We start from the raw sequence: 24,599 nt of genomic DNA, 5'->3' as shown, positions 1-24,599 counted from the left end.
CCGCCCGGAACGGGCGGCCCACCGTCACTCAGTCGACTGTGGGCAGCGACGGCCCGAGCACGTCGTCGGCATCCACGATGGTGTACGCGTACCCCTGCTCGGCCAGGAACCGCTGCCGATGCGCGGCGTACTCGGTGTCGATGGTGTCCCGCGAGACCACCGTGTAGAAGTGCGCCTGCCGGCCATCGGCCTTCGGGCGCAGCACCCGGCCCAGCCGTTGCGCCTCCTCCTGGCGGGAGCCGAACGTGCCGGACACCTGGATCGCCACCGCCGCCTCCGGCAGGTCGATGGAGAAGTTGCCGACCTTCGAGAGCACCAGGGTCCGCAACGAGCCGGAGCGGAACGCGTCGAACAGCCGCTCGCGTTCCTTGTTCGTGGTGGAGCCCTGCACGATCGGCGCGTCCAGGTATTCGCCGAGCTGGTGCAACTGGTCGAGGAACCCACCGATGACGAGGACCTGCTCGTCCGGGTGCCGCTCCACCAGGGCCCGCACCACGGGCAGCTTCGTGCGGGCGGTCGCCGCCATCCGGTAGCGCTCCTCCGCCTCCGCCGTCGCGTACGCCAGCCGCTCGGCGTCGGTGAGCGTCACCCGTACCTCGGTGCACTCCGCCGGGGCGATCCAACCCTGCTGCTCGATGTCCTTCCACGGCGCGTCGTACCGCTTCGGGCCGATCAGGCTGAACACGTCGCCCTCGCGGCCGTCCTCGCGTACCAGAGTCGCGGTGAGGCCGAGCCGGCGGCGGGCCTGGAGGTCCGCCGTGAAGCGGAAGATCGGCGCGGGCAGCAGGTGCACCTCGTCGTAGACGACCAGGCCCCAGTCGCGGGCGCCGAACAGGTCCAGGTGGGTGAACGCGCCGCCGCGCCGCGAGGTGAGCACCTGGTACGTGGCGATGGTGACCGGGCGGATCTCCTTGCGCTCGCCCGAGTACTCGCCGATCTCCTCCTCGGTCAGCGAGGTGCGGGCGATCAGCTCGCGCTTCCACTGCCGTCCCGCCACCGTGTTGGTGACCAGGATCAGCGTGGTCGCCTTCGCCTCGGCCATCGCCGCCGCGCCGACGAGCGTCTTGCCGGCGCCGCAGGGCAGCACCACCACGCCGGACCCGCCGGCCCAGAACGCCTCGACGGCTTCCCGCTGGTACGACCGCAGCGTCCACGGCTTGCCGCCGTCGGAGCCGGACTCGGCCAGCTCGATCGGGTGCGCCTCGCCGTCCACGTACCCGGCCAGGTCCTCGGCCGGCCAGCCCAGCTTGAGCAGCGCCTGCTTGAGCCGCCCCCGCTCGGACGGGTGCACCGCGACGGTGTCGTCGTCGATCTTGGCGCCGAGCATGCCGGCGAGCTTCTTGCTCTTGGCGACCTCGATCAGGACCACTCGGTCCAGGGCGCGCAGCACCAGGCCGTGCACCGGGTCGTTGGCGAGCTGGAGCCGGCCGTACCGGTCCATCGTCTCGGCCACGTCGACGAGCAGAGCGTGCGGCACCGGGTAGCGGGAGTACTTGATCAGCGAGTCCACCACGCCCTCGGCGTCGTGGCCGGCGGCTCGGGCGTTCCACAGGCCCAGCGGCGTGAGCCGGTACGTGTGCACGTGCTCGGGGGAACGTTCCAGCTCGGCGAAGGGCGCGATCGCCATCCGGCACGCCTGCGCGTCGGGGTGATCCACCTCCAGCAGCAGCGTCTTGTCCGACTGCACGATCAGTGGTCCACCGCTCACGCCAGCGTCCTCTCGCATCGCCCGGAACCCGCTGCCCGGAAACTCGTCGCCCGGAACCCGGTCGCCCGGCATCCCGTCCACACCCCGGCTGACCTGCCGCAGGCCGACCATCCAGTGTTGCACGCCGGAGGGCGCCGCAAAAAAGTCTCGCTGGACAGGCAACGTCATACTCGTCCCACACGTCTAGCAAGCGGGACGACTGTCCAGGGAGGGCCCATGCAGCGTGTCCGGTTTCTCGCACGGGCCACCGCCCTGGCGGTGGTCGTGCTGGTCGGTGTCGGCGCCTGCGCGCTCGATCCGCAGGCGGAAGGCGCCGGGGGCAGCACCCCCGGCCCGGTCGGGCTGACGGAGGGAGCATCGGGGGCGAGCGCGTCGCCCATGCCGGAGCAGCCGGTCACGTCCCCGTCGGCGCAGCCGAGCCGGACGGCCTCGCCGAAACCCTCCCGGTCGCCGGAGGCGACGAAGACGACGAAGCCCAAGCCGAAGCCGAGCGCGTCCGCCGGGTGCCCGCAGGGGGAGCACCAGCGGGCGGTGGAGACGTACCTGACGCGGCTGGGCGGCTTCGGGACGCTGACCGTGGACGGCGAGCAGTCCGCCGCCGACTGCGCGGCGATCAAGAAGTTCCAGATCCGGTACGGGATCAGCCCGTCCTCCGGTCGCGCCGGTCCCACCACGTACGACGTGGCGAAGCGGCTCGCCGCCACCGACACCGCGCGGTGCAGGGCCGGTTCCCGGCTCACCTTCTGCGTCGACCTGACCCGGCAGACGGTCTGGGCGATGCGCGGCGGGAAGGTGGTGATGGGTCCGACGGTCACCCGCACCGGCATGTCCGGGTACGCCACCCCGGCCGGCACGTACTCGGTGGGGCGGAAGAACCCGCGCGAGTGGTCCAACCCGTACGAGGTGTGGCTGCCGTACTGGCAGCAGTTCAACGGCGGGATCGGCTTCCACGAGACCACCACCTACCTGCACAACGGCGCGATCGGCTCGCACGGCTGCGTGAACCTGCTGCACCGCGACGCGGTACGCCTCTGGGAGCTGGGTTCGGTCGGCACCCGCGTGGTCGTGATCGGCCGCCGCCCCGGCACCTGAGCCCGCCCGGAACCCGCCCCACCCGTGACCGGACCGCCCGGATCAGGGTTTTAACCCCTGTCCGCGCGATCCGGTTGGTGTAACCCTGGAAGCCGGGTCCATGCCGGGACGGGGAGGGACTGCCATGACCGTTGACCAGGACGTGCTTCCCGAGGACGAACGGACGCGGCAGCAGGAGGTGCCCACGGCGGTGGTGCTCGCCTACGCGGCCGCCGCCGCCGGGGTGTTCGGCTGGTTCCTGTTCGGGCTGTTCGTGCAGCAGCAGGGCTTCGTCGACTCGGTGGGTGAGGCGGCCGGTACCGCGTTCGCGTTGCTGCTGGCCGTGTCGGTGATCGGCACGCTGCGCCGCAACGGCGAGTAGCTCACTCCTCCAGCACTGCCGCCGTGATCCGGTGCAGCGCGAACGTGTGCAGCATCTCCGTCCGGTCGTCCTCGGCGCGCAGGTAACCGGCACCGATCGACACCGGCCGGACCAGCCGGGACGCCGTCGCCCCGTGCGCGTCGACGTAGCCCACCCAGACCAGCGCCTTGTCCCGTACCGCCTGTTGGAGCACCGCCAGCGCGTCGCCGTGCCCGGACACGGGCGCCGGGCCGCCCGCCGCCGGGGCGCCGCGGACCACCGCCGGGGCCCGCCGCGCCGCCCGGGCCGCCGCCTCGCCCCGGCGGATCTGCTCGACCACGCCGAGCAGGCGGGGCATCGGCAGCTTCGGCGTGGCGAGCGGATCGACCGCACGACCGATCGCGGTACGCGCCGGCGCCCGCCGGGTCTTCGGGCGCGCCAGCACCGTCGCGCCGCTGGCGTCCTCTGGCACCGGGGCGTACCCGGCGTCGCGCAACGCGGTGAGCATCCGGTTGACCTGGTACGGGGTGACCAGCACCGTCGGCGCGAGCCGGCGGAACGCCAGCGGCTCCAGCCGCCGGTCCGCCTGCACCTCGGTGAGCAGTGCCTCGTCGTCGCTGCGCACGTACGCGCCGGCCGACCCGACGCGCAGGCCACCGTGCTTGCGGGCCACGTCGTCGACCAGATAGGTCAGGCCCTGCGGCACCGGGGTACGCGAGCGGCGGCGGAACAGCGTGTGCAGGTCGTCGGCGGTGTAGCCGGCGTCGAGCGCCCGCCTGATGCTCCCCGTGGTGACCCGGTGCACGCTGGCTCCGCCCGCCGACTCGTGCTCGGCCACCACGTCCAGCTCGGCGGCGAGCGCCGGGTCGGGCGGGCCGGGCACCACCACCGACAGGTCGGCCTGCACCAGCACGTGGTCGACCGGGGCGGGCAGCAGCCCGTCCAGCGCCCGTACCGTCGTCGAGGCGTCGCCCGACTCGGCGTCGGAGCGCAACCCGAGCGGGTCGTCACCGCGCTCGTCGGCCTCGGTCAGCTCGGCGAGCAGCAGCCGCCCGTACGAGGTGAGCGCGCCGAGCCCGGTCACGCCCAGCGTGGCCGCCTCGGCGAGCACCTCCCGGTGCGCCGTCTCCCGCCCCCGGGCCCGCCGGGGCGCGCGCCAGTCCAGCAGTTCCAGCACCTCCTCCGGCGTCGGGGCGGTGCCGGGTGTCAGGTCGGCCAGCACGGCGAGCACCGCACGACGGGCGGCCGGCGCACCGGCTCGTTCCGCCTCGGCGGAGAGCACCGAGATGGGCCGGTCCCGGTCGTCGCGCTGCCCGATCAGGCCGGCCTGGCGGGGCATCGACATCCAGGCGCGGGCGAGCTGTTCCCAGCGCTGGGCCAGCGACACCGCGCGCCACACCTCGTACCCGCCGGTGGGCAGGATCTGCTGGTCGCCGCCGTACCGGGTGGTGACCGCGCCGGTCAGCTCCATCTCCCCGGTCAGCCCGGCCGCGTACGCCACCTCGAACAGCAGCGCGGTGGTCGGCTCGTCCAGCCCGAGGCCACGGGCGAGCCGCCGCAGGTCGCGGACGCCGACGCCGCCGGAGCGCAGCACCGGTGCCGGTTCCGCGGTCAGCGCCTCCAGCATCGCCTCGGTGTGCCGGACCACCTCCATCGTCTGCCCGGCCCCGGCCGAGTCGACGGACTTGACCTCGCGCGGTGGGCCGGACACCACCGGCGGGCTGGTGCGCAGCGGGCCGAGCGGACCGGCGTCGCGGCGCAGCACCAGCCCCACCTCGCGGGGCAGCTCGACGGTGCCGTTGCGGCCGCCGGACATCCGGACCAGCAGCCGGTGCTCGACCAGCCAGCGGATCGGGGATCCGGTCGGTGCGCCGCCGTTCACCAGGTCGGGCGGGAGCACGTCCTCGGCGCCGGTGGCGGGGGCCTCCAGCGCGCCGGGGGCCACGGTCCCGACCGGTGGCCCGGCGGCGAGCCGGTCCAGGACCGCCCGGGCCGAGGGCGGCGCGGACAGCAGCGTCCGCCGCAGCTTCGCCGGGTCCGCGCAGAGCGCCGCCGCGCGCGGATCAAGCTCCGCCGCCGGTCGGCCCAGCCCCGCCGGGTACGGGGACACCTCGTCGATGCCGCCGGCCACGCACAGGTCGTGTTCGGGGCCGTACAGCAGGAACCGCGCCCGGAGCCGGTCGACGGCGGCGCGGACCGCCGTCGGCGCGGGTGGGTGCGGCCCGGCGGTGGCCAGGGCGAGGATCTGGTCGGTGGAGGTGGCGCCTTCGGGGCCGCGGGTGAGGCGGGCGGCGTCGAGGATCTGGAGGGTGAACTGGTCCAGCCCGTCGAGCGCCCGGGCCACGGAGACCCGGGACTGGGCGCGCAGGGCGAGGGCGGACACGTCGGCCGGCACCGGCACGACGAGGTCCGGCCGCAGCTGGAGCAGCGCGGCGAGGGAGTCGTCGGGGAGGGCCCGCAGGTGGTCGGCGAGTGAGGTGGTCATCGTCGTACCACGCTAGCCCGCTGGGTAGGTTCTCGGCATGTCTCCGCTGATGGTCGGCTTCGACCTCGACATGACCCTGGTCGACTCCCGTCCCGGGATCGCCGCCGCGTTCCGGGCGCTGACCGCGCGCACGGGTGTGCACGTGGACGGGGATCTGGCCGTCTCCCGGCTGGGCCCGCCGCTGCGTACCGAGCTGGCGCACTGGTTCCCGCCGGAGCGTGTCGAGGAGGCGGTGACGCTCTACCGCGAGCTTTATCCGGCGTACGCGATCACCCCGACCGTGCCGATGCCGGGTGCGGAGGCCGCGCTGCGCGCGGTGCAGGCGCGCGACGGCCGGACGATGGTGGTGACCGCGAAGATGGGCCGGCTGGCGAAGCTGCACCTGGACCACCTCGGACTACCGGTGGACGAGCTGGCCGGGGACGTGTTCGCCGAGCAGAAGGCGGTCGCGTTGCGCGAGCACGGCGCGACGCTGTACGTGGGCGACCACGTGGCCGACATGGCCGCCGCGCGAGCCGCGGGAATCCCGGGCGTGGCAGTGGCGACCGGCCCGTGCTCGGCCGACGAACTGACCGAGGCCGGGGCGTACCTGGTGCTTGATGATCTCGTCGAATTCCCGAGGGCGCTGGACCGGATCATCGGGCTAGCCTTGGAGGGGTAGACGGTTCGAGTGGAGCGGGGTTCAACAGGTGCCGACGGGTCGAGTGAAGTGGTACGACGCCGCCAAGGGGTACGGGTTCGTCACCAGTGACGAGGGTGGCGACGTGTTCCTGCCGAAGGGCGCGCTACCGGCGGGTGTCGCCGACCTGAAGGGTGGCCAGCGGGTCGATTTCAGCGTGGTGGACAGCCGGCGGGGCGCCCAGGCGATGGGGGTCAAGCTGCTGGAGGCGCCGCCGTCCGTGGCGGAGCTGCGCCGCCGGCCGGCCGAGGAACTCCACGGCCTGGTCGAAGACATGATCAAGGTGCTGGAGGCGAAGGTCCAGCCGGACCTGCGCCGGGGGCGCTTCCCGGATCGGAAGACCTCCCAGAAGATCGCTCAGCTGGTCCACGCGGTGGCGCGCGAGCTGGAGGTCTGAGGGACGAGCCCGGCGTCGGCGGCCCGGCCCAGCAGCGCTTCCACGGCGGCGAAGCCGGCCTCTCCCAGGTCGGCGGTGAACTCGTTGACGTAGAGGCCGATGTGCCGGTCCACCACGTCGGGCTCCATCTCCTGCGCGTGCGCGAGGACGTACTCGCGGCTCGCAGCCGGGTCGGCCCACGCCTGGCGTACCGACTCGCGGATCCAGGTGGCGGCCTCGACCGGGTCGACGGCGCCCCGGCGGGCCAGGATGGCGCCGAGCGGGATCGGCAGCCCGGTGTCGCCCTCCCACCACTCGCCCAGGTCGACCAGGGCGGTCAGCCCGTGCCGCGGGTAGGTGAAGCGCGCCTCGTGGATGACCAGGCCCGCGTCGTACCGGCCGGCGGCCACGCCCGGCATGATCTCGTGGAACGGCACCACCTCGATGCGCGCCGGTGCCTGGCCGGCCGCCCAGAGGCGGAACAGCAGGTACGCGGTGGTCCGCTCGCCGGGCACCGCCACCGTCGCGCCGGACAGGTCGGTCCGGTCGCCACGGGTCAGCACCAGCGGGCCGCAGCCCCGGCCCAGCGCGCCGCCGCAGGGCAGCAGGTGGTAGTCGTCGAGCAGCCACGGCAGCGCCGCGTAGCTGACCTTCACCAGGTCGAACGCCCCACGCTCGGCGGCGGTGTTGGTGACGTCGACGTCCGCGTAGGTCACCTCGACCGCCGGCGCGCCCGGCACCCGGCCGTGCACGAGGGCGTCGAAGACGAACGTGTCGTTGGGGCAGGGGGAGATCGCCAGGGAGAGCGCCACGGTCCCACCGTAACCCCGGCGGCCGGGCGGCCCGTCACGGCGTCCGGTGTGACGTCCAGCCGGTCCGGTGCAGCCGCTCGATGCCGTCGAGCAGCAGGTCCAGCGCGAATTCGAACTCGAACTGGTCGTCGCAGCCCGGCCCGACCACCGAGTCGTCGTCGTGGGACGCGGCGGTGGCGATGGCCGCGAGGTTGGGGAAGCGGTCGGCCACCTCCGGTGGCAGATCGGCCGGCGCCTCGGGCACCGTCGCGCCGGACCGGCCGGCCTGCCGGGAGGTGTCGAACAGTTCCTGGCTGAAGCCCAGCACCCGGCTGCCCAGCGCGTGCATGACGTGATGGGCCAGGTCGGTGGAGAACCCGCCCGCCCGCAGCGCGCCGACTGTCGAGTCGAGGTACGCCAGGACGGCCGGGGTCGGCGTGGTCCGGGACTCGATCGCCAGCGACGCCCAGGGGTGGCGGAGCAGCATCTGCCGCGCCGACAGGATGCGTCGGCGGATCGCCTGCTTCCAGTCGCCGGGCACCGGCGGGTCGATCTCCGCGACGACGATGTCGATCATGCCGTCGAGCAGTTCGTCCTTGTTCGCCACGTGCTTGTAGAGGGCCATCGGCACGACGCCGAGGTCCTGCGCGAGGTTGCGCATGCTCAGCGACTCGATGCCGGTCCGGTCGGCGAGCACGACTGCGGTACGCAGGACGCGATCCCTGGTCAGGGGTGCCCTTCGCGCCGTCTCCGTCTGCTCCGCCATGTCGTCCCCAGTCCTCCCGAAGGCCGTTGACACAGTAACCGCCTTGACTGGTGTACGGCGTACACCTAGTCTTGTACTCATGAAGGTGTACGCCGTACACCTGGGAGGAGTGCGACATGAAGGCGATCGTCCAGGACCGGTACGGCCCCCCGGAGACACTCGCGCTGGCCGATGTCGAGACGCCCGAACCCGGCCCCGGCGACGTCCTCGTGCGGGTCGAGGCGGCAGCCGTGAACGCGTACGACTGGCACGTCATGCGCGGCGACCCCCGGCTGTCGCGGCTTGCGCTCGGCCTCACTCGGCCCCGCGCCCGCATCCGTGGCCGCGATGTCGCCGGCCGGGTCGAGGCCGTCGGCGCCCAGGTGCGGCACGTACGCCCCGGCGACGCCGTCTTCGGCGACCTCGGCGAGGCCGACGGCGCATTCGCCGAGTACGTCTGCGTGCCCGAGCACCTGGTCGCGCCGCGCCCGACGAACCTGACCCCGGCGCAGGCGGCGGCCCTGCCGCTGGCCGGCGTCACCGCGCTCCAGGGCCTGCGCGACGCCGGGCAGGTCGGGCCCGGCCACCACGTCCTGATCAACGGGGCCTCGGGCGGCGTCGGCACGCTCGCCGTCCAGTTGGCCAAGGCGCTCGGCGCGACGGTGACCGGCGTGTGCCGCACCCGCAACGTCGACCTGGTCCGCTCCCTGGGCGCCGACCACGTGGTCGACTACACCCGCGACGACTTCACCCGCGGCGGGCGCCGCCACGACGTGGTGTTCGACCTGGTCGGCAACCGCTCCCTGGCCGCGTTGCGGCGGGCGCTCACGCCGGACGGGACACTCGTGCTCTCCGGCGGCGGCGTCTACCGGGGCGGCAGCCTGCTCGGCCCGATCGGGCTGCTGGCGCGGGGACGGCTGCTCGCGCCGGTCATCAGCCAGCGCGTCGTCGTCCTCGCCACCTCACCCGGCCGGGCGCACCTCGACGTGCTGCGCGAGCACGCCGAGGCGGGCCGGCTCACCCCTGTGGTCGACCGGACCCATCCGCTGCGCGAGGTGCCCGAGGCCGTCCGCTACCTCGAAACCGAGCACGCGCGCGCCAAGGTCGTCATCACGATCTGACGCCGCCGTCCCCAGCCCGCCGACTTCTCCACAGGGTTGTCCACAGGTGGACGGGATCAGTGGAGGGCGGCCGCCGCGGCGGTGAGCGCGGCGAACGCCTCCCGCATCCGCCACGCGCTCCGGTCACGCGGGCCGATCGGGTTGGAGACGGTCCGCAGCTCGGCGAAGGGCACACCGGCCTGGGCGGCGGCGACCGCCACGCCGTACCCCTCCATCGCCTCGGCCACCGCGTCCGGGTGCCGTTCGGCCAGCTCCGCCGTGCTGGCGGCGGTGCCGGTCACCGTGCTGACGGTGAGCACAGTGCCGACGGTGGCCCCGGGCAGCGCGGCGCGCAGGCGGGCCAGCAGGCCCGGGTCGGCGGGCACGATCCGGCCGCCGCCCAGCAACTCGGGGGGCATGCCCAGGTCCTCGACCGGGATGAAGCCGGCGGGTGATTCGGCGCCGAGGTCGGCCGCGACGCTGCGGTCGGCGAGCACCGTGCCGCCCACCGCTACCCGGCCGACGAACCCTCCCGCGATGCCGGCGCTGACCACCGCCCGGTACGGCCGCCCGGCCGCCTCGGCCAGCGCCAGCAGCCGTGCCGTGGCGGCACCGGCGACGGCCGGGCCGACCCCGACCGGCAGCACAGTCACGTCCGGCGCTGCCGGTGCGGTGAGGCCGGCACGGATCGCCTCGGCCTCGGCCGGCACGGCCGTGACCACGAGCAGACCGGTCACGCCACCGGCCCCCGGGGGTCGCGCCGCTCGGTGTCCTCGACGCCGCCCGGCCCGCCCACCGAGGAGGACGGCCGGTAGATGTGGAAGCCGGGCGGGGCCAGCCCGTCGTCGTCCGGCGGCGGGCCGGAACGCTGGGGCGCCGGTGACGTGGGCGCCGGGTCGTCGAACGAGGTGGTGGCCGGTTTCTCGTCGCGGGTCGCCTGCTCCGCCGCCAGTTCCTCGTCGCCGAGCGGCCGGCCGGCCAGGTGCTCGCCGCGCAGCTTGCCGGCGACGAGCACGCCGCGTACGGCCACCAGCGCGGCCACCGCGGCGGCGACAGTCACCCCGATCAGGCCGGTGAACGGCACCAGCCCGAGCCCGCCCCCTGCTACGAACGCGAGCATCAGCGCGGTCTCCGAGTGCGCGAACGAGCTGGCGCGCAGCCGCTCCGGTATGCGTTCCTGGATCGAGGCGTCCACCGCCAGCTTGGCGATCCCGCTCATCATCGCGGCCACCAGGCAGAGCAGCGCCACCATCGGCAGCGAGAACTTCAGCGCGGCGAGCACCGCCACACCGGCCACCACGATCGTGCCGCTGGACTGGAGCGCTGTCGGCCGGTGGATGCGCAGACGGGTGCCGAGCGCGGTGGCCAGGAACGTGCCGACCGCCAGCGCGCCGCCGACCAGGCCCAGCGCGCCCTGGGCGCCGAGGTCGCGGCCGAAGAAGTCGGTGGTCAGGTCACCGGCCTTGATCGCGAAGGCCAGGAACAGGAGCAGGAAGCCGTAGAGCCCGCGTAGCGCCGCCGCGCCGATCAGCGTGGCGATCACCAGCCGGCCACTGGGGCGACCCCGGCCCAGCGGGCGCTCGCCGTCACGGCGGCGCAGCGCGCGCAGCGGGTGCGGCATCCGCTCCGGCGGCTCGGAGTCGGCCTTCGGTGGCAGCCGGAGCGAGATCACCATGCCGATCAGGAAGATCACCGAGGCGACCCGCAGTGGCCACTGCGGCCCGAACCAGAACGCGGCCAGCCCGATCGGCGCGACGAGCGCGCCGGCCACCGTGCCGTAGACGCTCGCGCGCGCCCCGACCTGGGACAGCCCGAGCCCTTCCGGAAGCAGCCGGGGGACAGCCGCCGAGCGGGCCACGCCGTACGCCCGGGAGAGCGCGAGAACGCCGAACGCCGCCGGATAGAGCCCGAAGCTGCCGATGTAGTCGGAGATCAACCAGGCCAGGAACGCCCGGCCGAGCATGGTGGTGGCCAGCGCGTACCGCCGGCCGTGGCGGAAGTGGTCGAGCAGCGGGCCGACCACCGGGGCGAGCATGGCGAACGGAACCATGGTGACCAGCAGGTAGAGGGCCACCTTGTTGCGCGCCTCGCCCAGCGGCACGTCGAAGAAGATCGTCCCGGCCAGGCCGATCGCGATGAGCGTGTCACCGGCGCAGGAGAGCGCGTGCAGGTCGAACAGGCGGACCATGCCCACCTCGTTGCCGGCGCTGCGGGCCCGGGCGGTCCCGGCCCGCCGGGTCATCCAGCGCCCGCCGTGCATCGAGCCCCGCAGCAGCAGCCGGGTGGCGCGGATGCCGGTGCCGACGGTCCGCCCGAGGAAGGAGCGGCCGGAGCGGGAGGACAGCGCCATGCGTCCCATCCTCGCCCATCCTTTCCACGTGCGCCGCATCACCCGGAGAGAATGACTCCGGGGAGTGCCTGTCGCCCGTGGACGGGCATGGGGAACAATGGTCCGGTGACCAGGCCCGCCTCCGCCCGCGCTCCCCGGCTCGACCAGGTCTGCGCCGCCGCCGTCGAGGTGGCCCGCGACGCGATCACCGAGGTGGAGCCCACCGACATCGGCGATCATCTCCAAGCGGTCGCCGAGGGCGATCGGGTCGTCACCCACTACTTCGAATGCCGGATGGCCGGCTACCGCGGCTGGCGCTGGGCCGTCACGGTGACCCGGGTGCCGCGCAGCCGGCACGTCACCATCTGCGAGACGGTGCTGCTGCCCGGCCCGGACGCGCTGCTCGCCCCGGGCTGGCTGCCGTGGCAGGAGCGGCTCAAGCCGGGCGACCTGGGCCCCGGCGACCTGCTGCCCACCCCTGCCGACGACGAGCGGCTCGCCCCCGGCTACCTGCTCTCCGACGACCCGGCAGTCGAGGAGACCGCCTGGGAGCTGGGCCTGGGCCGGCCCCGGGTGCTGTCCCGGGAGGGTCGCGCCGAGGCCGCCCAGCGCTGGTACGACGGCGACCACGGCCCGGACGCCGCGATCTCGGTCGCCGCGCCGGCCGCCGCCCGCTGCGGCACCTGCGGTTTCTACCTGCCGCTCGCCGGTTCGCTACGCCTGGCCTTCGGCGCCTGCGGCAACTTCTTCGCCCCGGACGACGGCCGGGTGGTGAGTGCCGACCACGGGTGCGGCGCGCACTCGGAGACCCTGGTCGAGGCGGCCGAGTCGCCCGTCGACGAGCTGCCGACCGTCTACGACGACAGCGCGGTCGAGGCCATGACCGTCAGCCGGGCACCGGGCTCGGTGGAGTCGGCCGAGCCGGCGGAGCCGTACGGCCACCCCTGACGGGTCAGCGCTGTCGCTGCGCGGCGGCAGCGCGTCGGCGACGCCGGTTGGCGTCGTGCCGCATCATCACCGCCAGGCCGGGAAAGCCCCACAGAAAACCGGCCAGGCAGGTCCAGAGCCAGTTCTGACGCCCGGACTCGGTGAGCCAGTCCCGGAAGAAGATCAGTAGCACCAGGCCGGCCACCGCCCAGGCGATCAGCCCGGCGACGGCGAACGGCACCATCGGCGGGTCGAGCGGCTCCGGCCGCGGCTGTTGCTCCTGTGACACCGGCCCAGCCTACGTGATCGTTCTTCCCTGCCGGCCAGGTGATCTGGGACGATGCGCGCGACAAAACCCGGCCGATGACCAGATGAGGAACCATGTCCATTGCCCCGCCGCCGGATCACGGCACGCCGCCCGATCCCGCGCATCCACGTAACGCCTTCGACCGCTACTTCCTGATCTCGGCACGCGGGTCCACGCTGAGCCGGGAGCTGCGAGGCGGCTTCGCCACGTTCTTCACGATGGCGTACATCGTGGTGTTGAACCCGCTGATCCTGGGCAGCGGGAAGGACGGCGACGGCCGTTCGCTTGCGATTCCGGCGCTCGCCGCGGCGACCGCGCTGGTCGCCGGCCTGATGACCATCCTGATGGGCGTGGTGGCCCGGTTCCCGATCGCGCTCGCGGCCGGCCTGGGTGTGAACGCGCTCGTCGCCTACGAGATCGCGCCGCAGATGACCTGGGCGGACGCGATGGGCCTGGTGGTCATCGAGGGTGTGCTGATCGGCATCCTGGTGCTCACCGGCCTGCGTACCGCGGTGTTCCGCTCGGTGCCGACGCAGCTCAAGACCGCGATCGGCGTCGGCATCGGTCTGTTCCTGACCATCATCGGCCTGGTCGACGCCGGTTTCGTCCGGCGTGTGCCGGACGCCGCGAACTCCACCGTGCCGGTGGGGCTTGGCATCAACGGCAAGATCGTCAGCTGGCCGATGCTCGTCTTCGTGGTCGGCCTGCTGATCACGCTGGTCCTGGTGGTACGCCGGGTCCGCGGCGCGATCCTGATCGGCATCCTGGCCTCCACCGTGCTGGCCATCGTGGTCGAGGCGATCGCCAACGTCGGCCCGTCCTTCGTCGACGGCAAGCCGAACCCGAAGGGCTGGGCGCTGAACGTGCCCGAGCTGCCCAAACAGATCGTGGACCTGCCCGACCTGTCGTTGCTGGGCCAGTTCAACGTGCTGAACTCGTGGAGCCGGGTCGGCTGGCTGGTGCCGCTGATGTTCATCTTCACGCTGCTCATCACGGACTTCTTCGACACGATGGGCACGATGGTCGCGATCGGCCAGGAAGGGGACATGCTCGACGAGACGGGTACCCCGCCGAAGGCCAAGGAGATCCTGCTCGTCGACTCGATCGCCGCCGCCGCGGGTGGTGCCGCCTCGGTGTCCAGCAACACGTCGTACATCGAGAGCGCCGCAGGTGTCGCGGAGGGTGCCCGGACCGGCGTGGCCAACCTGGTCACCGGCGCGTTGTTCCTGCTCGCCATGTTCCTGGCGCCGCTGTCGCTGATCGTGCCGTTCGAGGCCGCGTCGACGGCGCTGGTGGTGGTCGGCTTCCTGATGATGACGGCGGTCCGCACGATCGACTGGACCGACTACGAGATCGCCATCCCGGCGTTCCTCACCATCGCGCTGATGCCGTTCACCTATTCGATCTCCAACGGCATCGGAGCCGGCGTGATCAGCTTCGTGCTGCTCAAGGTGGCCAAGGGTAAGGCCCGCGAGGTCCACCCGCTCCTGTACGGCGTCGCCGTGCTGTTCATCGTGTACTTCCTGCGCGGGCCGGTCGAGTCCGTGTTGCTCTGACGCTGGTGAGCCTGGTCATAACGCATGTCGTTAGCCAGGCTCATTAGTTAAGCTAACTAGTGTGACGGAGCGGACGGTGACGGCGAAACGCGTGCCACCGGCGCAGCTGGCTCCTCAGCTGCGAGATGCGATCACCCGGCTCAACCGGCGGGTCCGACAAGCCCGGCCGGTCGGAGACCTCACGGTCACCCAGCTGTCGGCGCTCACCAGCCTCAATCTGGCGGGCGCCCTCACGCCACGGGAACTCGCTGATGTCGAACGGGTGCAGCCGCCCACGATGACGAAGATCGTCGCGAAGTTGGAGGAGCGCGGCCTCGTGCAGCGCACCCCCCATCCGACCGACGGACGGCAGGTCATCCTGGCGGCGACCGAAGGGGGACGGGCCGTACTCGACCAGTTCGAGCGGGCCCGCAACGAGTGGCTGGCCACCCGGCTGGCCGCGCTGACCGAGGACGAACGCGAAACGCTACGGCGTGCAGCGGAGATCCTCCAGGGTATCGCTCGCGCCTGACACCGCCGCCCGCGGTTCGCTTCGTCAGCTGTGGATGAAGCGTACCGACGCAAGGAGGCGCACCTAGAGTGCAGGCCAAGCTGAGCACGATGTTCCAGTCCCTACGAGTCCGTAACTACCGGCTCTTCGCCACCGGACAGCTGATCAAACTGATCGGCGTCTGGATGATGTTCATCGCCCAGGACTGGCTCGTCCTCGAGCTCAGCGACAACTCCGCGACCGCGCTCGGCGTCGTCACCGCGTTGCAGTTCACGCCCGTACTCCTGCTCACGCTGCTGTCCGGCCGGCTCGCCGACCGCTACGACAAGCGGATGCTGCTCTTCGTCGCCAACGCGTTCTGGACCGTCCTCGCGCTGGCCATGAGCATCCTGGTCCTCACCGGCCTGGTGCAGCTCTGGCACGTCTTCACGTTCGCCGCCCTGCTCGGCGTCTCCAACGCGGTCGAGACGCCGGTCCGCCAGGCGTTCGTCTCCGAGCTGGTCGGCATGCCGCTGCTGCCGAACGCGCTCTCGCTCAACGCGGCAGTGTTCAACTCCGCCCGGATCGTCGGCCCCGCCGTCGCCGGTCTGGCCATCGCCGTCGTCGACGTCGGCCCGGTCTTCCTGGTCACCGCGCTCAGCTCGATCGCCCCGCTGGTGAACGTGGTCCGGATGCGTACCGACGAGCTGCACCGCAAGGACCTGCCGCCGGTCGGTGAGCGGGACCAGGCCCGGGTGGTCGACGGCCTCCGGTACGTGGCACGCCGCCCCGACATCCTGCTGCCGATGGTCCTCATGTCGGTGATCGGAATGAGCCTGTTCAACTTCCAGCTCACCCTCGCCGCGCTGGCGAAGACCGTGTTCAACACCGGCGCCGCCTCGTTCGGCCTGTTCAGCACCGCGCTCGCGGTCGGTGCGCTGGTCGGGGCGTTGGCCGGCACCGGACGGCGTAGCCGGCCCTCGGTCTGGCTCGTGCTCGGTGCCGCGATCGGCTGCGCGGTCTTCGGCACGCTCGTCGGGCTCGCCCCGGCGTACTGGCTGGTCGTGACGTTGCTGCTGCCCGCCGGGTTCTTCATGATCTACTTCGCCCAGGCCGCCAACCAGCGCGTACAGCTCGGTGTCGACGCGTCCTTCCGGGGACGGGTGATGGCGCTGTGGGTGCTGGTGTTCCTGGGCACCAACCCGGTCGGCGCGCCGCTGATCGGCTGGGTCGCCGAGAAGTACGGCGCCGGCGCGAGCATCTGGGCCGGCGGCCTGATCTCGCTGACCGCCGCGTTGCTGGCGCTTACCTGGCAGCTGCGCCGCTCCGGCGCCCGCCTGCGGATGCGGGTGCTGCCGATGCCCCGCTTCTACGTGGTGTCGCCCGGGGCGAAGTAGCCCCGATAGCCGGTCGTACCGGTCCGATTACCCAAACGGGTGGCGGGCCGGTGCGGCAGGGCTTAGCGTCGATGTGTGGAAGTGGGGCAGGGAGTGCTGCTGGCGCTGGCGATCCTCGCCGTCTGCTGCCTGCCCGCCCTGTTCGCGCTGCTGTTCTGCGCTGACGAGATCATCGACCGGGTCGCATGCGGGTGGGCCGAGTGGCGGGAGCAGCGCCGGGAACGCCGTACCATCGCGCGGCTCGACCGCGCCATCGAGGCCGAGGCGTTGACCCGCGACATCGACCTCACCGAGTTCGACAAGGACGGCCGCCGTCCGCTGGAACAACTCGCCACCGACCTGCGCCGGCTCGGCGGCCACCGGCTCGCCGCCGCCGACCGCAGCGTGGTGTGGCACGGCGCGGTCATCGAGGCGTACGACGAACGGCTGCGCGCCGCCTGCCACGCGCTCGGCATCGCCGAACACCTGGCCGAGCTGGACGGCGTCGACCGGGAGATCGAACGGGTACGCGTCGAAGGGCTGCTGCACGCCGCCGGGCTGACCCTGCCGGCCGCCCGCGCCGCGCACCACCAGCGGCACCGCTGACCGGGTGCGTCTCTTCGCGGCGATCTACCCACCTGCCGTGGCGGTCGCCGACCTGACCGCCCGGATGAAGGGCCTACGGGTCGCGTCCGCCCGCCACGCCCGCCTGGCCGACCCGGCGAACCTGCACCTCACGCTCGCCTTCCTCGGCGAAGTGCCGGACGACCGGCTGGCCGATGTGAAGCACGCGCTCGCCTCGGCTGCCCGGGCGGTTCGCTCCCCACTGCTGCGTCTGGCGGGCGGCGGCAGTTTCGGTGCGGGCCGGTCCACAGTGCTCTGGGTCGACGTGCGCGGCGAGGTGGAGGTGCTCGACGCGCTCGCCCTGTCGATCCGCGACGGGCTGGGCGAGGCCGGGCTGCCCTGCGACGACAAGCCGTTCCGGGCGCATCTGACCATCGCCCGCCCCGGCGGCCGGGTGCCCGAGCCCGATCTCCGCGCCGACCTGGCGACCCTGGACGACTACACCGGCCCGGAGTGGCCCGCCGACCGCCTGACCCTGGTCCACAGCAATCCAGGCCCGCCCACCCGCCACACCCGAGTCGCCACCTGGCCGCTGTAGCGCTGCCCTCCGCCCTCGCCCCGCCCTCTCCCGCGATCTTGCAGGTTCGGCCCGGGCGAAAGCCCTGAACCGCCCTCGATCGGGGGCACAAACTGCAAGATCAACGGGGTGAGGGGGAGGGACGGGGGAGAGGGCGGGACGGGGGCTACCAGGCCCAGGCCTCGGGGCCGGGGCCGCCGTTGCCGACCGGCGGGAACAGCTCGTCGAGGCGCGTGAGCGTGGCCTCGTCCAGCTGGACGTCGAGGGCGCCGAGGTTGCGGTCGAGCTGGTCCATCGTGCGCGGGCCGACGATCGGCGCGGTCACGCCCGGCCGGGACAGCAGCCACGCCAGCGCCACATCCGCCGGGTCGTGGCCGAGGTCGGCGCAGAGCTTCTCGTACGCCTCGATGGTGTTCCGGTGCTCGGCCAGCGCGTCGGCCGAGCGGCCGGTGGTGCCGCGCGCCGCGCTGCCGTCGGCCATCTTGCGGATGATGCCGGAGAGCAGCCCGCCGTGCAGCGGCGACCAGGGGATGATGCCCAGCCCGTAGTGCTGCGCGGCCGGTACGACCTCCAGCTCGACGTACCGGGTCAGCAGGTTGTAGATGCACTGCTCGGAGACGAGGCCGAGGAAGTTGCGCTTACCGGCCGCGGCCTGCGCCTGCGCGATGTGCCAGCCGGCGAAGTTGGACGAGCCGACGTAGAGCACCTTGCCCTGCGCGACGAGCGTCTCCATCGCCTGCCAGATCTCCTCCCACGGCGTGGTCCGGGAGATGTGGTGCATCTGGTAGAGGTCGATCGTGTCGGTCTGGAGCCGGCGCAGCGAGTCCTCACAGGCCCGGATGATGTGCCGGGCGCTCAGGCCCTGCTCGTTGGGCCACTCGCCCATCTTGCCGTACACCTTGGTGGCGAGGACGACCTTGTCGCGGCGCCCGCCGCCCTGCGCGAACCAGCGGCCGACGATCTGCTCGGTGACGCCCTCACCGAGCTTCCAGCCGTAGACGTTCGCGGTGTCGAAGAAGTTGATCCCGTGTTCGAGCGCCCGGTCCATGATGGCGAAGCTGTCCGGCTCGTCGGTCTGCGGACCGAAGTTCATCGTGCCGAGGCAGAGTCGGCTCACGGACAGACCGGTGCGTCCCAGGTTCGTGTACTCCATGACTCCACCCTGGCACGCCGGCACTTCGAGTGCCCTCTCAACGAGCCAGGGTGGAGCTTGCGATCAGGAGGATTCGCGGGCCGCCGGGCCGGTGCCGAACAGCACGTCGTCCCAGCTCGGCAGCCGCTTGCGCGGCTTGCCGGCGGCGTCGGTGGACTCGGTGGCCGCACCGCCGGTCGCCGCCGCCGGGCCAGTGCGGCGGGGCCGCAGCACGGCAAGCGAGGGTACGGCCGGGATCTCCTTCGGCGCGTCCGAGTCGTCGTCGAAGGCCGAACCCTGCCCACCACCGAGCAGCGCGGCGGCACCACCGGCGACGGCCCGCTGACGGGGCGCCTCCTGCCCGGCCAGCGCGGCCGGGGAGCGGGTGTCGAGACCACGCCCGGACGTGCCGCCGAGGGGACGGTCCAGCGAGGCGAGCAGCGCGTCCCGGCCGGCGCGGATCGGGTCACGCCCCGGACGGGCGTGCTCGGAGGCGGCCGGCAGGCCGTGTCCACCCCGGCTCGGCTCGCCGCGCGACGGACCGGGCAGCGCGTGACCGCCTCGCTCCGGCGCCGGCTCCTGGCCGAGGATCGGCGTGGGCCGCTCGGCGCACAGGTATTGCGCCATGTCGTCGTGCGGGGCGACGTTCTGCCGGGTCTTGTCCAGATCCCACACCGCCTGCGCGGTGGCCTTGCCGGACGGCCAGGTCGCGATGATCCGCCAGGTGCCGTCGTCGCGGCGGTAGGCGTCCCACGAGATCTTCTCGGTGTCGATGCCGTGCTGGGCCAGCCGGCCGTTGACGACCTCGGCCAGCGGGGTCGGCTTCTCCGCGCCCTTGAGCCGGGTGCGGCGGGCGTGCTGGGCGAGCATGGCCCGCTCCTGGAGCACCGGACCGGCGTAGCGCAGCACCCGGTCGACCGGCACACCGGCGATGCGGGCGACGTCCTCCGCGGACTCGCCGGACCGGATCCGGGCCTGAATGTCCCGTGGGGACAGCGACGGCGTCGGGTCGGTGGCGCTCGGCACCACCGCGAGCGGCGGGGCGCCCGGCTCGGCGTGCAGCGCCGACGCGATCCGCTCGTCGATGGGCAGCGCCAGCAGGCGCCCCACCTCGTCGGCGAGCACCAGGGCCTGGCCGTCCTCGGAGAGGGCGACGAAGCGTACTGGGCGCATGGGCTTGCCTCCGTCCCGCTTCGCTGGCCGTCACGCCACGGGAGCCGGCCACCCGGGCGTCTCGCACCACCGTACGCTCATCTACCCGCCGATGGGGACTGCGACACCCCGGCATGTCGTGACTGAGCTGCGGTAACGATCACGGTGGGTGGCCGCCGGAGCCCCGACGGCCACGCACCGTGACGACGTGATCAGAGTCGCTCTACCACGTAGTCGATGGACGCGGTGAGCGCCTCGACGTCGGCCGGCTCGACGGCCGGGAACAGCGCCACCCGCAGCTGGTTGCGGCCCAGCTTGCGGTACGGCTCGGTGTCGACGATGCCGTTGGCGCGCAGCGCCTTGGCGATCGCAGTGGCGTCCACCCCGTCGGCGAAGTCGATGGTGGCGACCACGTTGGAGCGTAGGGCCGGGTCCGACACGAACGGCGTGGCGAACGACGAGCGCTCGGCCCAGCCGTACACGATGCCGGCGCTCTCGGCGGTGCGCTTGGCCGCCCAGGCCAGCCCGCCCTGGGAGTTCATCCAGTCGGTCTGCTCCGCGGCCAGGAAGATGGTCGCCAGCGCCGGGGTGTTGTACGTCTGCTCCAGCCGCGAGTTGTCGATCGCGGTGACCAGGTCGAGGAAGGCCGGGATGTAGCGGCCCGAATCCTTGACCTCGGTGGCACGGGCCAGCGCGGCCGGCGACATCAGGGCCAGCCACAGCCCGCCGTCGGAGCCGAAGCACTTCTGCGGGGCGAAGTAGTAGACGTCGGTCTGGGCGACGTCCACGTCCAGCCCGCCGGCGCCGGAGGTGGCGTCGACAAGCAGCAGCGAGCCCTCGTCGGCACCCGCCACCCGGCTGATCGGCACCGCGACACCGGTGGAGGTCTCGTTGTGGGGGGTGGCGTAGACGTCCACGCCGGCCTCGGCCACGAGCGCCGGGGCGCTGCCCGCGTCGGACTTGCGGACGGTCGGCTCGCCCAGGAACGGCGCATCCTTGACCGACTTGGCGAACTTGGCGCCGAACTCGCCGAAGCTGGCGAACTGGGCCCGGTCGCGGATCAGGCCGAACGTGGCGACCTCCCAGAACGCGGTGGTGCCGCCGTTGCCGAGCACCACCTCGTACCCCTCGGGGAGGGAGAAGAACTCGGCCAGGCCGCGGCGCAGCCGGGCCACCTGGTCGCGGACCGTCTTCTGCCGGTGCGACGTGCCCAGGTAGCTGGTGGCGACGTCGGAGAGGGCGGAGACCGCGGCCGGACGGACCTTGGACGGGCCGCAGCCGAATCGTCCGTCGGCGGGCCTGATCTCGTCGGGAATCCGGATGGTCGGTGCGTCAGCCACGGTCTGAGGATCCTTCCGCATGGGCGAGAGGTGAGCTGGCAGGGCGCGGACGATGTGCTGCCGCGTGGCGGCGGGCGTCCGAGCCCGTTCCGGCGACACTGCCACGGCCATCCTCGCACCTGCCCGGGCACGTCCGGCGGGCTGTCCCACCCCGGTCGGTGAGGCGTCCGCCACACGTGGGCCGCACCCGTTCCGGAAATGCCGGAGCCCCGCTCCGCCGGCTGGGGAACGGGGCTCCGGGCGAGACGTCAGACGCCGTGCGGGATGGCGTCCCAGCCCTCGACCTGCTGCGGCTTGCGCGGGCCGTGGCCGACGTACGTGGCCGACGGCCGGACCAGCCGCTGGAGCTTCTTCTGCTCCAGGATGTGCGCGGACCAGCCGCCCATCCGGGCGCAGGTGAACATCGAGGTGAACATGTGCGCCGGCACCTCGGCGAAGTCCAGCACCACCGCCGACCAGAACTCGACGTTCGTGGCGAGGACGCGGTCCGGGCGGCGGGCCTGCAGCTCGGCCAGCGCGGCCTTCTCCAGCGCCTCGGCGACCTCGAAGCGGGGCGCGCCCAGCTCCTTGGCGGTACGCCGCAGCACGCGGGCGCGCGGGTCCTCGGCCCGGTAGACCCGGTGGCCGAAGCCCATGAGCCGCTCGCCCCGGTCGAGGACGCCCTTGACGTACCCGTCGGCGTCGCCGCTGCGCTCGACCGCCTCCAGCATGCTGAGCACCCGGGACGGGGCGCCGCCGTGCAGCGGGCCGGAGAGCGCGCCGATGCCGGAGGAGATGCAGGCCGCGGCATCCGCGCCGGTGGAGGCGACGATCCGGGCGGTGAAGGTGGAGGCGTTCAGGCCGTGCTCGGCGGCCGAGATGAAGTACGCGTCGACGGCCTTGACGTGCCGCGGGTCGGGCTCACCCCGCCAGCGCTTCATGAACCGCTCGACGATGGTCTCCGCCTTGTCGATCTCCTTCTGCGGCACGGCCGGCAGGCCCAGGCCGCGCGCCGACTGGGCGACGAAGGACAGCGCGGTGACCGACACCCGGGCCAGGTCCTCGCGGGCCTGCTCGTCGGAGATGTCGAGAAGCTGGTTGAGCCCCCAGTACGGCGCGAGCATGGCGACCGCGGACTGCACGTCGACGCGGATGTCACCGGAGTGCACCGGCACCGGGAACGGCTCGGCCGGCGGCAGGCCCGGGCCGAACCGGCCGTCCACCAGCAGCGCCCAGACGTTGCCGAACGAGACCTGGCCGATCAGGTCCTCGATGTCCACGCCCCGGTAGCGCAGTGAACCCCCCGCGCGGTCGGGTTCGGCGATCTCGGTCTCGAAGGCTACGACGCCCTCCAGGCCCGGTTTGAAATCGGACATGTCGTCTCCTGGCTTCGGCTCGGCGCGCCCGGGCGGGCTGATCGAGCCCCGCAGCTCAGGCGACCCTTCAGGGATGTGGTTCGGAACATCTTGCCCGCTGGGTAACAAGCTGCGCGACCCACAGCCACTGTGCGCCACGCGACATCCCCGCCGCTGGACGTCGGTGAGAGAGGGAGAAGACTGGGTACCGGGGCCTGGCCAGCGTCGGGGGACGCCGGCACGCCCGGGAGAGGGACTACCACAGTGACAGGCGACACACCCGCCCCGGCCGGTATGCGTAACGAGTACGCCGCCGACCTGGGCCTGACCGAGACGGATCTGGCGCCGGACTGGCACACCCAGTTCGCCCGCTGGTTCGCCGACGCGGTGGCCCATCCACTGCCGGAGCCGAACGCGATGGTGCTCGGCACCGCCGACGACCGGGGCCGGCCCAGCGGGCGCACCGTGCTGCTCAAGGGGTACGACCCGGAGGGCTTCGTCTTCTACACCAACCACGGTTCGCGCAAGGGCACCGAGGTGACCGGGAATCCGTGGGCCAGCCTGGTGTTCCCGTGGTTCCCGATGCAGCGGCAGGTGACGGTGACCGGCCGGGTCGAGCAGGTGGACCGGGCCGAGACGCAGGCGTACTTCGCCGGCCGGCCGCGCGGCTCGCAGCTCGGGGCGTGGGCCAGCGCCCAGTCGGCGGTGGTGCCGGACCGGGCCGCGCTCGACGCGGCGTACCGGGCGGCGGCCGAGCGGTTCGCCGACGTGGACCCGATTCCCGCGCCGCCGCACTGGGGCGGGTTCCGGGTCCGGCCGGAGACCGTCGAGTTCTGGCAGGGCCGGGCCAGTCGGCTGCACGACCGGCTGCGCTTCCGGCGTACCGGGGACGGGGTCTTCGTCGTCGAGCGGCTCGCGCCGTGACCGACGTCACAACGCCCCGGCGGCGGGGACCGCGCCGCTGGGCGATCGACCTGCGCCCGCTGCGCGTGCCCGCGTACCGGCGGGTCTGGACCGGCAACGCGATCGCCATGTTCGGCTTCCAGTTCACCGCCGTGGCGGTGCCGGTGGAAATGTTCGACCTGACCGGCGGCTCGCTCTGGGTCGGTCTGCTCGGCATCGCGGGCTTCGTACCGTTGCTGCTCTTCGGGTTGTGGGGCGGCGCGGTCGCCGACGCGCGGGACCGCCGCCGGGTGCTTCTCGTCGGCGGCTGCGTGCTCTGGGCCTCGACGCTCGGGCTGCTGGTGCAGTCGCTGGCCGGGGTGCGCAGCCCGCTGCTGCTCCTGCTGCTCGTCGCCCTCCAGTCGACCGCCTTCGCGATCACCTCGCCGGCCCGCAGCGCGATCCTGCCCCGGCTCGTGCCGGCCGAGCTGGTCCCGGCGGCCACCACGCTGAACTTCACCACGTTCACCGCCGCCGCCGTCTTCGGCCCGCTCGCCGCCGGCCTGATCTTCGCCGCCTGGCAGGTCGAGACGGCGCTGCCCATCGCGTACGCGGCGGACGCGCTGCTGTACACGGCGGCGCTCTGGGCCACGCTGCGGCTGCCCGCGATGCCGCCCACGCCGGACCCGGACGGCGGCGTCCGCAAGGCCGGGCTCGCCAGCATCGTCGACGGCTTCCGCTATCTGGCGACCACGCGGGTGCTGCTGCTCTCCTTCGCCATCGACCTGATCGCGATGATCCTGGCCATGCCGCGGGCACTCTTCCCGGAGCTGGCGCAGGAACGCTTCGGCGGCGCGTCGGCGGTGGGCTGGCTCTACAGCTCCATCGCCATCGGCGCGATGCTCGGCGGCCTGACCTCCGGGTGGATCGGCCGGGTCCGCCGCCAGGGCCTCGCGCTCACCGTGGCGGTGGTCGGCTGGGGCGTGGCGATCGCGCTCGCCGGGCTGGCCGGCCAGTTGTGGGTGGCGGTGGTGCTGCTGGGCGTCGCCGGCGCCGCCGACCTGGTCAGCGCCACGCTGCGCCAGTCGATGCTGCTGGTCTACGCCCCGGACCGGATGCGGGGCCGTCTTCAGGGCGTGAACACGGTCGTGGTGGCCGGTGGCCCGCGCCTGGGCGACCTGCGCGCCGGTGCGACGGCCGCCGCCTTCGGCACCGGCTTCGCCATGGTCGGTGGCGGTCTCGCCGCCGCCGTACTCGCGGTGCTGCTGGTGGTGGCGTTCCCGGCGCTGCTGCGCTATCGCTCGACCACCCCCGCCGAGGAGCGCCACTGACGGTAGG

The 24,599-nt window shown here is 73.1% G+C and carries 24 protein-coding genes; 13 read left to right on the top strand and 11 right to left on the bottom strand.

Annotated elements, in window-relative coordinates:
- Positions 1–28: 28 nt before the first annotated feature.
- Positions 29–1,708 carry a DNA repair helicase XPB gene (locus IRY44_RS02945; RefSeq protein WP_194798902.1) on the bottom strand — a complete coding sequence of 560 codons (1,680 nt, stop codon included), beginning with the start codon at positions 1,706–1,708 and terminating at the stop codon, positions 29–31.
- A 216-nt stretch (positions 1,709–1,924) separates the two neighbouring features.
- On the opposite strand from IRY44_RS02945, the gene IRY44_RS02940 reads away from it, so the two are divergent.
- Together IRY44_RS02940 and IRY44_RS02935 are read left to right on the top strand one after the other, a co-directional pair.
- Positions 1,925–2,800 (top strand): L,D-transpeptidase family protein, encoded by an 876-nt coding sequence (locus IRY44_RS02940; protein ID WP_194798901.1) that lies wholly within the window; start codon positions 1,925–1,927, stop codon positions 2,798–2,800.
- 124 nt (positions 2,801–2,924) lie between these two features.
- A complete protein-coding gene (locus tag IRY44_RS02935) occupies positions 2,925–3,161 on the top strand; it encodes a hypothetical protein (protein WP_194798900.1) in 237 nt (78 codons plus the stop codon).
- A gap of 1 nt (position 3,162) precedes the next feature.
- Here IRY44_RS02935 and IRY44_RS02930 read toward each other — a convergent pair whose 3' ends face one another.
- Positions 3,163–5,625, bottom strand: a complete 2,463-nt coding sequence (locus IRY44_RS02930; RefSeq protein ID WP_194798899.1) for a helicase-associated domain-containing protein — start codon at positions 5,623–5,625, stop codon at positions 3,163–3,165.
- Positions 5,626–5,662: 37 nt separating this feature from the next.
- On the opposite strand from IRY44_RS02930, the gene IRY44_RS02925 reads away from it, so the two are divergent.
- Together IRY44_RS02925 and IRY44_RS02920 are read left to right on the top strand one after the other, a co-directional pair.
- Positions 5,663–6,286: an HAD family hydrolase gene (locus IRY44_RS02925; RefSeq protein WP_194798898.1), complete on the top strand. Its 624-nt coding sequence runs from the start codon at positions 5,663–5,665 to the stop codon at positions 6,284–6,286.
- A gap of 28 nt (positions 6,287–6,314) precedes the next feature.
- Complete coding sequence (locus IRY44_RS02920; RefSeq protein WP_030503574.1) at positions 6,315–6,701, top strand: cold-shock protein; 387 nt, start codon at positions 6,315–6,317, stop codon at positions 6,699–6,701.
- On the opposite strand, the gene IRY44_RS02915 is transcribed toward IRY44_RS02920, so the two are convergent.
- Entirely contained in the window at positions 6,662–7,492 is an 831-nt protein-coding gene (locus IRY44_RS02915) for a 1,4-dihydroxy-6-naphthoate synthase (RefSeq protein WP_194798897.1), read from the bottom strand. The two genes, IRY44_RS02920 and IRY44_RS02915, sit on opposite strands and share 40 nt — an antisense overlap.
- 34 nt (positions 7,493–7,526) lie before the next feature.
- Positions 7,527–8,237 (bottom strand): TetR/AcrR family transcriptional regulator, encoded by a 711-nt coding sequence (locus IRY44_RS02910; protein WP_194798896.1) that lies wholly within the window; start codon positions 8,235–8,237, stop codon positions 7,527–7,529.
- A gap of 116 nt (positions 8,238–8,353) precedes the next feature.
- On the opposite strand from IRY44_RS02910, the gene IRY44_RS02905 reads away from it, so the two are divergent.
- Positions 8,354–9,337, top strand: a complete 984-nt coding sequence (locus IRY44_RS02905; RefSeq protein ID WP_194798895.1) for an NAD(P)-dependent alcohol dehydrogenase — start codon at positions 8,354–8,356, stop codon at positions 9,335–9,337.
- 56 nt (positions 9,338–9,393) lie between these two features.
- Here IRY44_RS02905 and IRY44_RS02900 read toward each other — a convergent pair whose 3' ends face one another.
- Complete coding sequence (locus IRY44_RS02900) at positions 9,394–10,053, bottom strand: futalosine hydrolase (protein WP_194798894.1); 660 nt, start codon at positions 10,051–10,053, stop codon at positions 9,394–9,396.
- Positions 10,050–11,666, bottom strand: a complete 1,617-nt coding sequence (locus IRY44_RS02895) for an MFS transporter (RefSeq protein ID WP_194798893.1) — start codon at positions 11,664–11,666, stop codon at positions 10,050–10,052. Before IRY44_RS02895 ends, IRY44_RS02900 begins: the two co-directional genes overlap by 4 nt.
- Before the next feature lie 87 nt (positions 11,667–11,753).
- Here IRY44_RS02895 and IRY44_RS02890 point away from each other — a divergent pair, with 87 nt between their 5' ends.
- Positions 11,754–12,593: a DUF3027 domain-containing protein gene (locus tag IRY44_RS02890; protein WP_194798892.1), complete on the top strand. Its 840-nt coding sequence runs from the start codon at positions 11,754–11,756 to the stop codon at positions 12,591–12,593.
- A 4-nt stretch (positions 12,594–12,597) separates the two neighbouring features.
- On the opposite strand, the gene IRY44_RS02885 is transcribed toward IRY44_RS02890, so the two are convergent.
- Entirely contained in the window at positions 12,598–12,861 is a 264-nt protein-coding gene (locus IRY44_RS02885) for a DUF2530 domain-containing protein (RefSeq protein ID WP_135242968.1), read from the bottom strand.
- A gap of 92 nt (positions 12,862–12,953) precedes the next feature.
- Between IRY44_RS02885 and IRY44_RS02880 the strand changes: the two genes are divergently transcribed.
- The 5 genes from IRY44_RS02880 to thpR all read left to right on the top strand — a co-directional run bounded on the left by IRY44_RS02880 (position 12,954) and on the right by thpR (position 17,442).
- Positions 12,954–14,435, top strand: coding sequence for an NCS2 family permease (locus IRY44_RS02880; protein ID WP_030274922.1), 1,482 nt, complete (start codon positions 12,954–12,956; stop codon positions 14,433–14,435).
- Positions 14,436–14,496: 61 nt separating this feature from the next.
- The gene (locus tag IRY44_RS02875) at positions 14,497–14,946 is read left to right on the top strand and encodes a MarR family winged helix-turn-helix transcriptional regulator (protein WP_194798891.1); all 450 of its coding nucleotides are present in this window, start codon (positions 14,497–14,499) and stop codon (positions 14,944–14,946) included.
- Between the two features lie 68 nt (positions 14,947–15,014).
- The gene (locus IRY44_RS02870; RefSeq protein WP_194798890.1) at positions 15,015–16,301 is read left to right on the top strand and encodes an MFS transporter; all 1,287 of its coding nucleotides are present in this window, start codon (positions 15,015–15,017) and stop codon (positions 16,299–16,301) included.
- A gap of 75 nt (positions 16,302–16,376) precedes the next feature.
- Entirely contained in the window at positions 16,377–16,886 is a 510-nt protein-coding gene (locus IRY44_RS02865) for a hypothetical protein (RefSeq protein ID WP_194798889.1), read from the top strand.
- Positions 16,887–16,890: 4 nt separating this feature from the next.
- The gene (thpR, locus tag IRY44_RS02860; RefSeq protein ID WP_194798888.1) at positions 16,891–17,442 is read left to right on the top strand and encodes an RNA 2',3'-cyclic phosphodiesterase; all 552 of its coding nucleotides are present in this window, start codon (positions 16,891–16,893) and stop codon (positions 17,440–17,442) included.
- Positions 17,443–17,587: 145 nt separating this feature from the next.
- On the opposite strand, the gene IRY44_RS02855 is transcribed toward thpR, so the two are convergent.
- From IRY44_RS02855 to IRY44_RS02840, 4 genes are all read right to left on the bottom strand, one after another.
- A complete protein-coding gene (locus IRY44_RS02855; RefSeq protein ID WP_194798887.1) occupies positions 17,588–18,574 on the bottom strand; it encodes an aldo/keto reductase in 987 nt (328 codons plus the stop codon).
- 63 nt (positions 18,575–18,637) lie between these two features.
- Positions 18,638–19,726 (bottom strand): septation protein SepH, encoded by a 1,089-nt coding sequence (gene sepH, locus IRY44_RS02850; RefSeq protein WP_194798886.1) that lies wholly within the window; start codon positions 19,724–19,726, stop codon positions 18,638–18,640.
- A gap of 191 nt (positions 19,727–19,917) precedes the next feature.
- The gene (gene serC, locus IRY44_RS02845) at positions 19,918–21,045 is read right to left on the bottom strand and encodes a phosphoserine transaminase (RefSeq protein ID WP_194798885.1); all 1,128 of its coding nucleotides are present in this window, start codon (positions 21,043–21,045) and stop codon (positions 19,918–19,920) included.
- 248 nt (positions 21,046–21,293) lie between these two features.
- Complete coding sequence (locus IRY44_RS02840; RefSeq protein ID WP_013283721.1) at positions 21,294–22,400, bottom strand: citrate synthase 2; 1,107 nt, start codon at positions 22,398–22,400, stop codon at positions 21,294–21,296.
- A 273-nt stretch (positions 22,401–22,673) separates the two neighbouring features.
- Between IRY44_RS02840 and pdxH the strand changes: the two genes are divergently transcribed.
- Together pdxH and IRY44_RS02830 are read left to right on the top strand one after the other, a co-directional pair.
- On the top strand, positions 22,674–23,303 hold the full coding sequence (gene pdxH / locus IRY44_RS02835; protein ID WP_194798972.1) for a pyridoxamine 5'-phosphate oxidase: 630 nt from the start codon (positions 22,674–22,676) through the stop codon (positions 23,301–23,303).
- Positions 23,300–24,592, top strand: a complete 1,293-nt coding sequence (locus IRY44_RS02830) for an MFS transporter (protein WP_194798884.1) — start codon at positions 23,300–23,302, stop codon at positions 24,590–24,592. Before pdxH ends, IRY44_RS02830 begins: the two co-directional genes overlap by 4 nt.
- Positions 24,593–24,599 lie beyond the last annotated feature (7 nt).

It is taken from the genome of Micromonospora sp. ANENR4 (genome assembly GCF_015354395.1).
Taxonomy (GTDB): Bacteria; Actinomycetota; Actinomycetes; order Mycobacteriales; family Micromonosporaceae; genus Micromonospora; species Micromonospora aurantiaca.
This window is presented reverse-complemented; position numbering and strand designations above follow the sequence as displayed.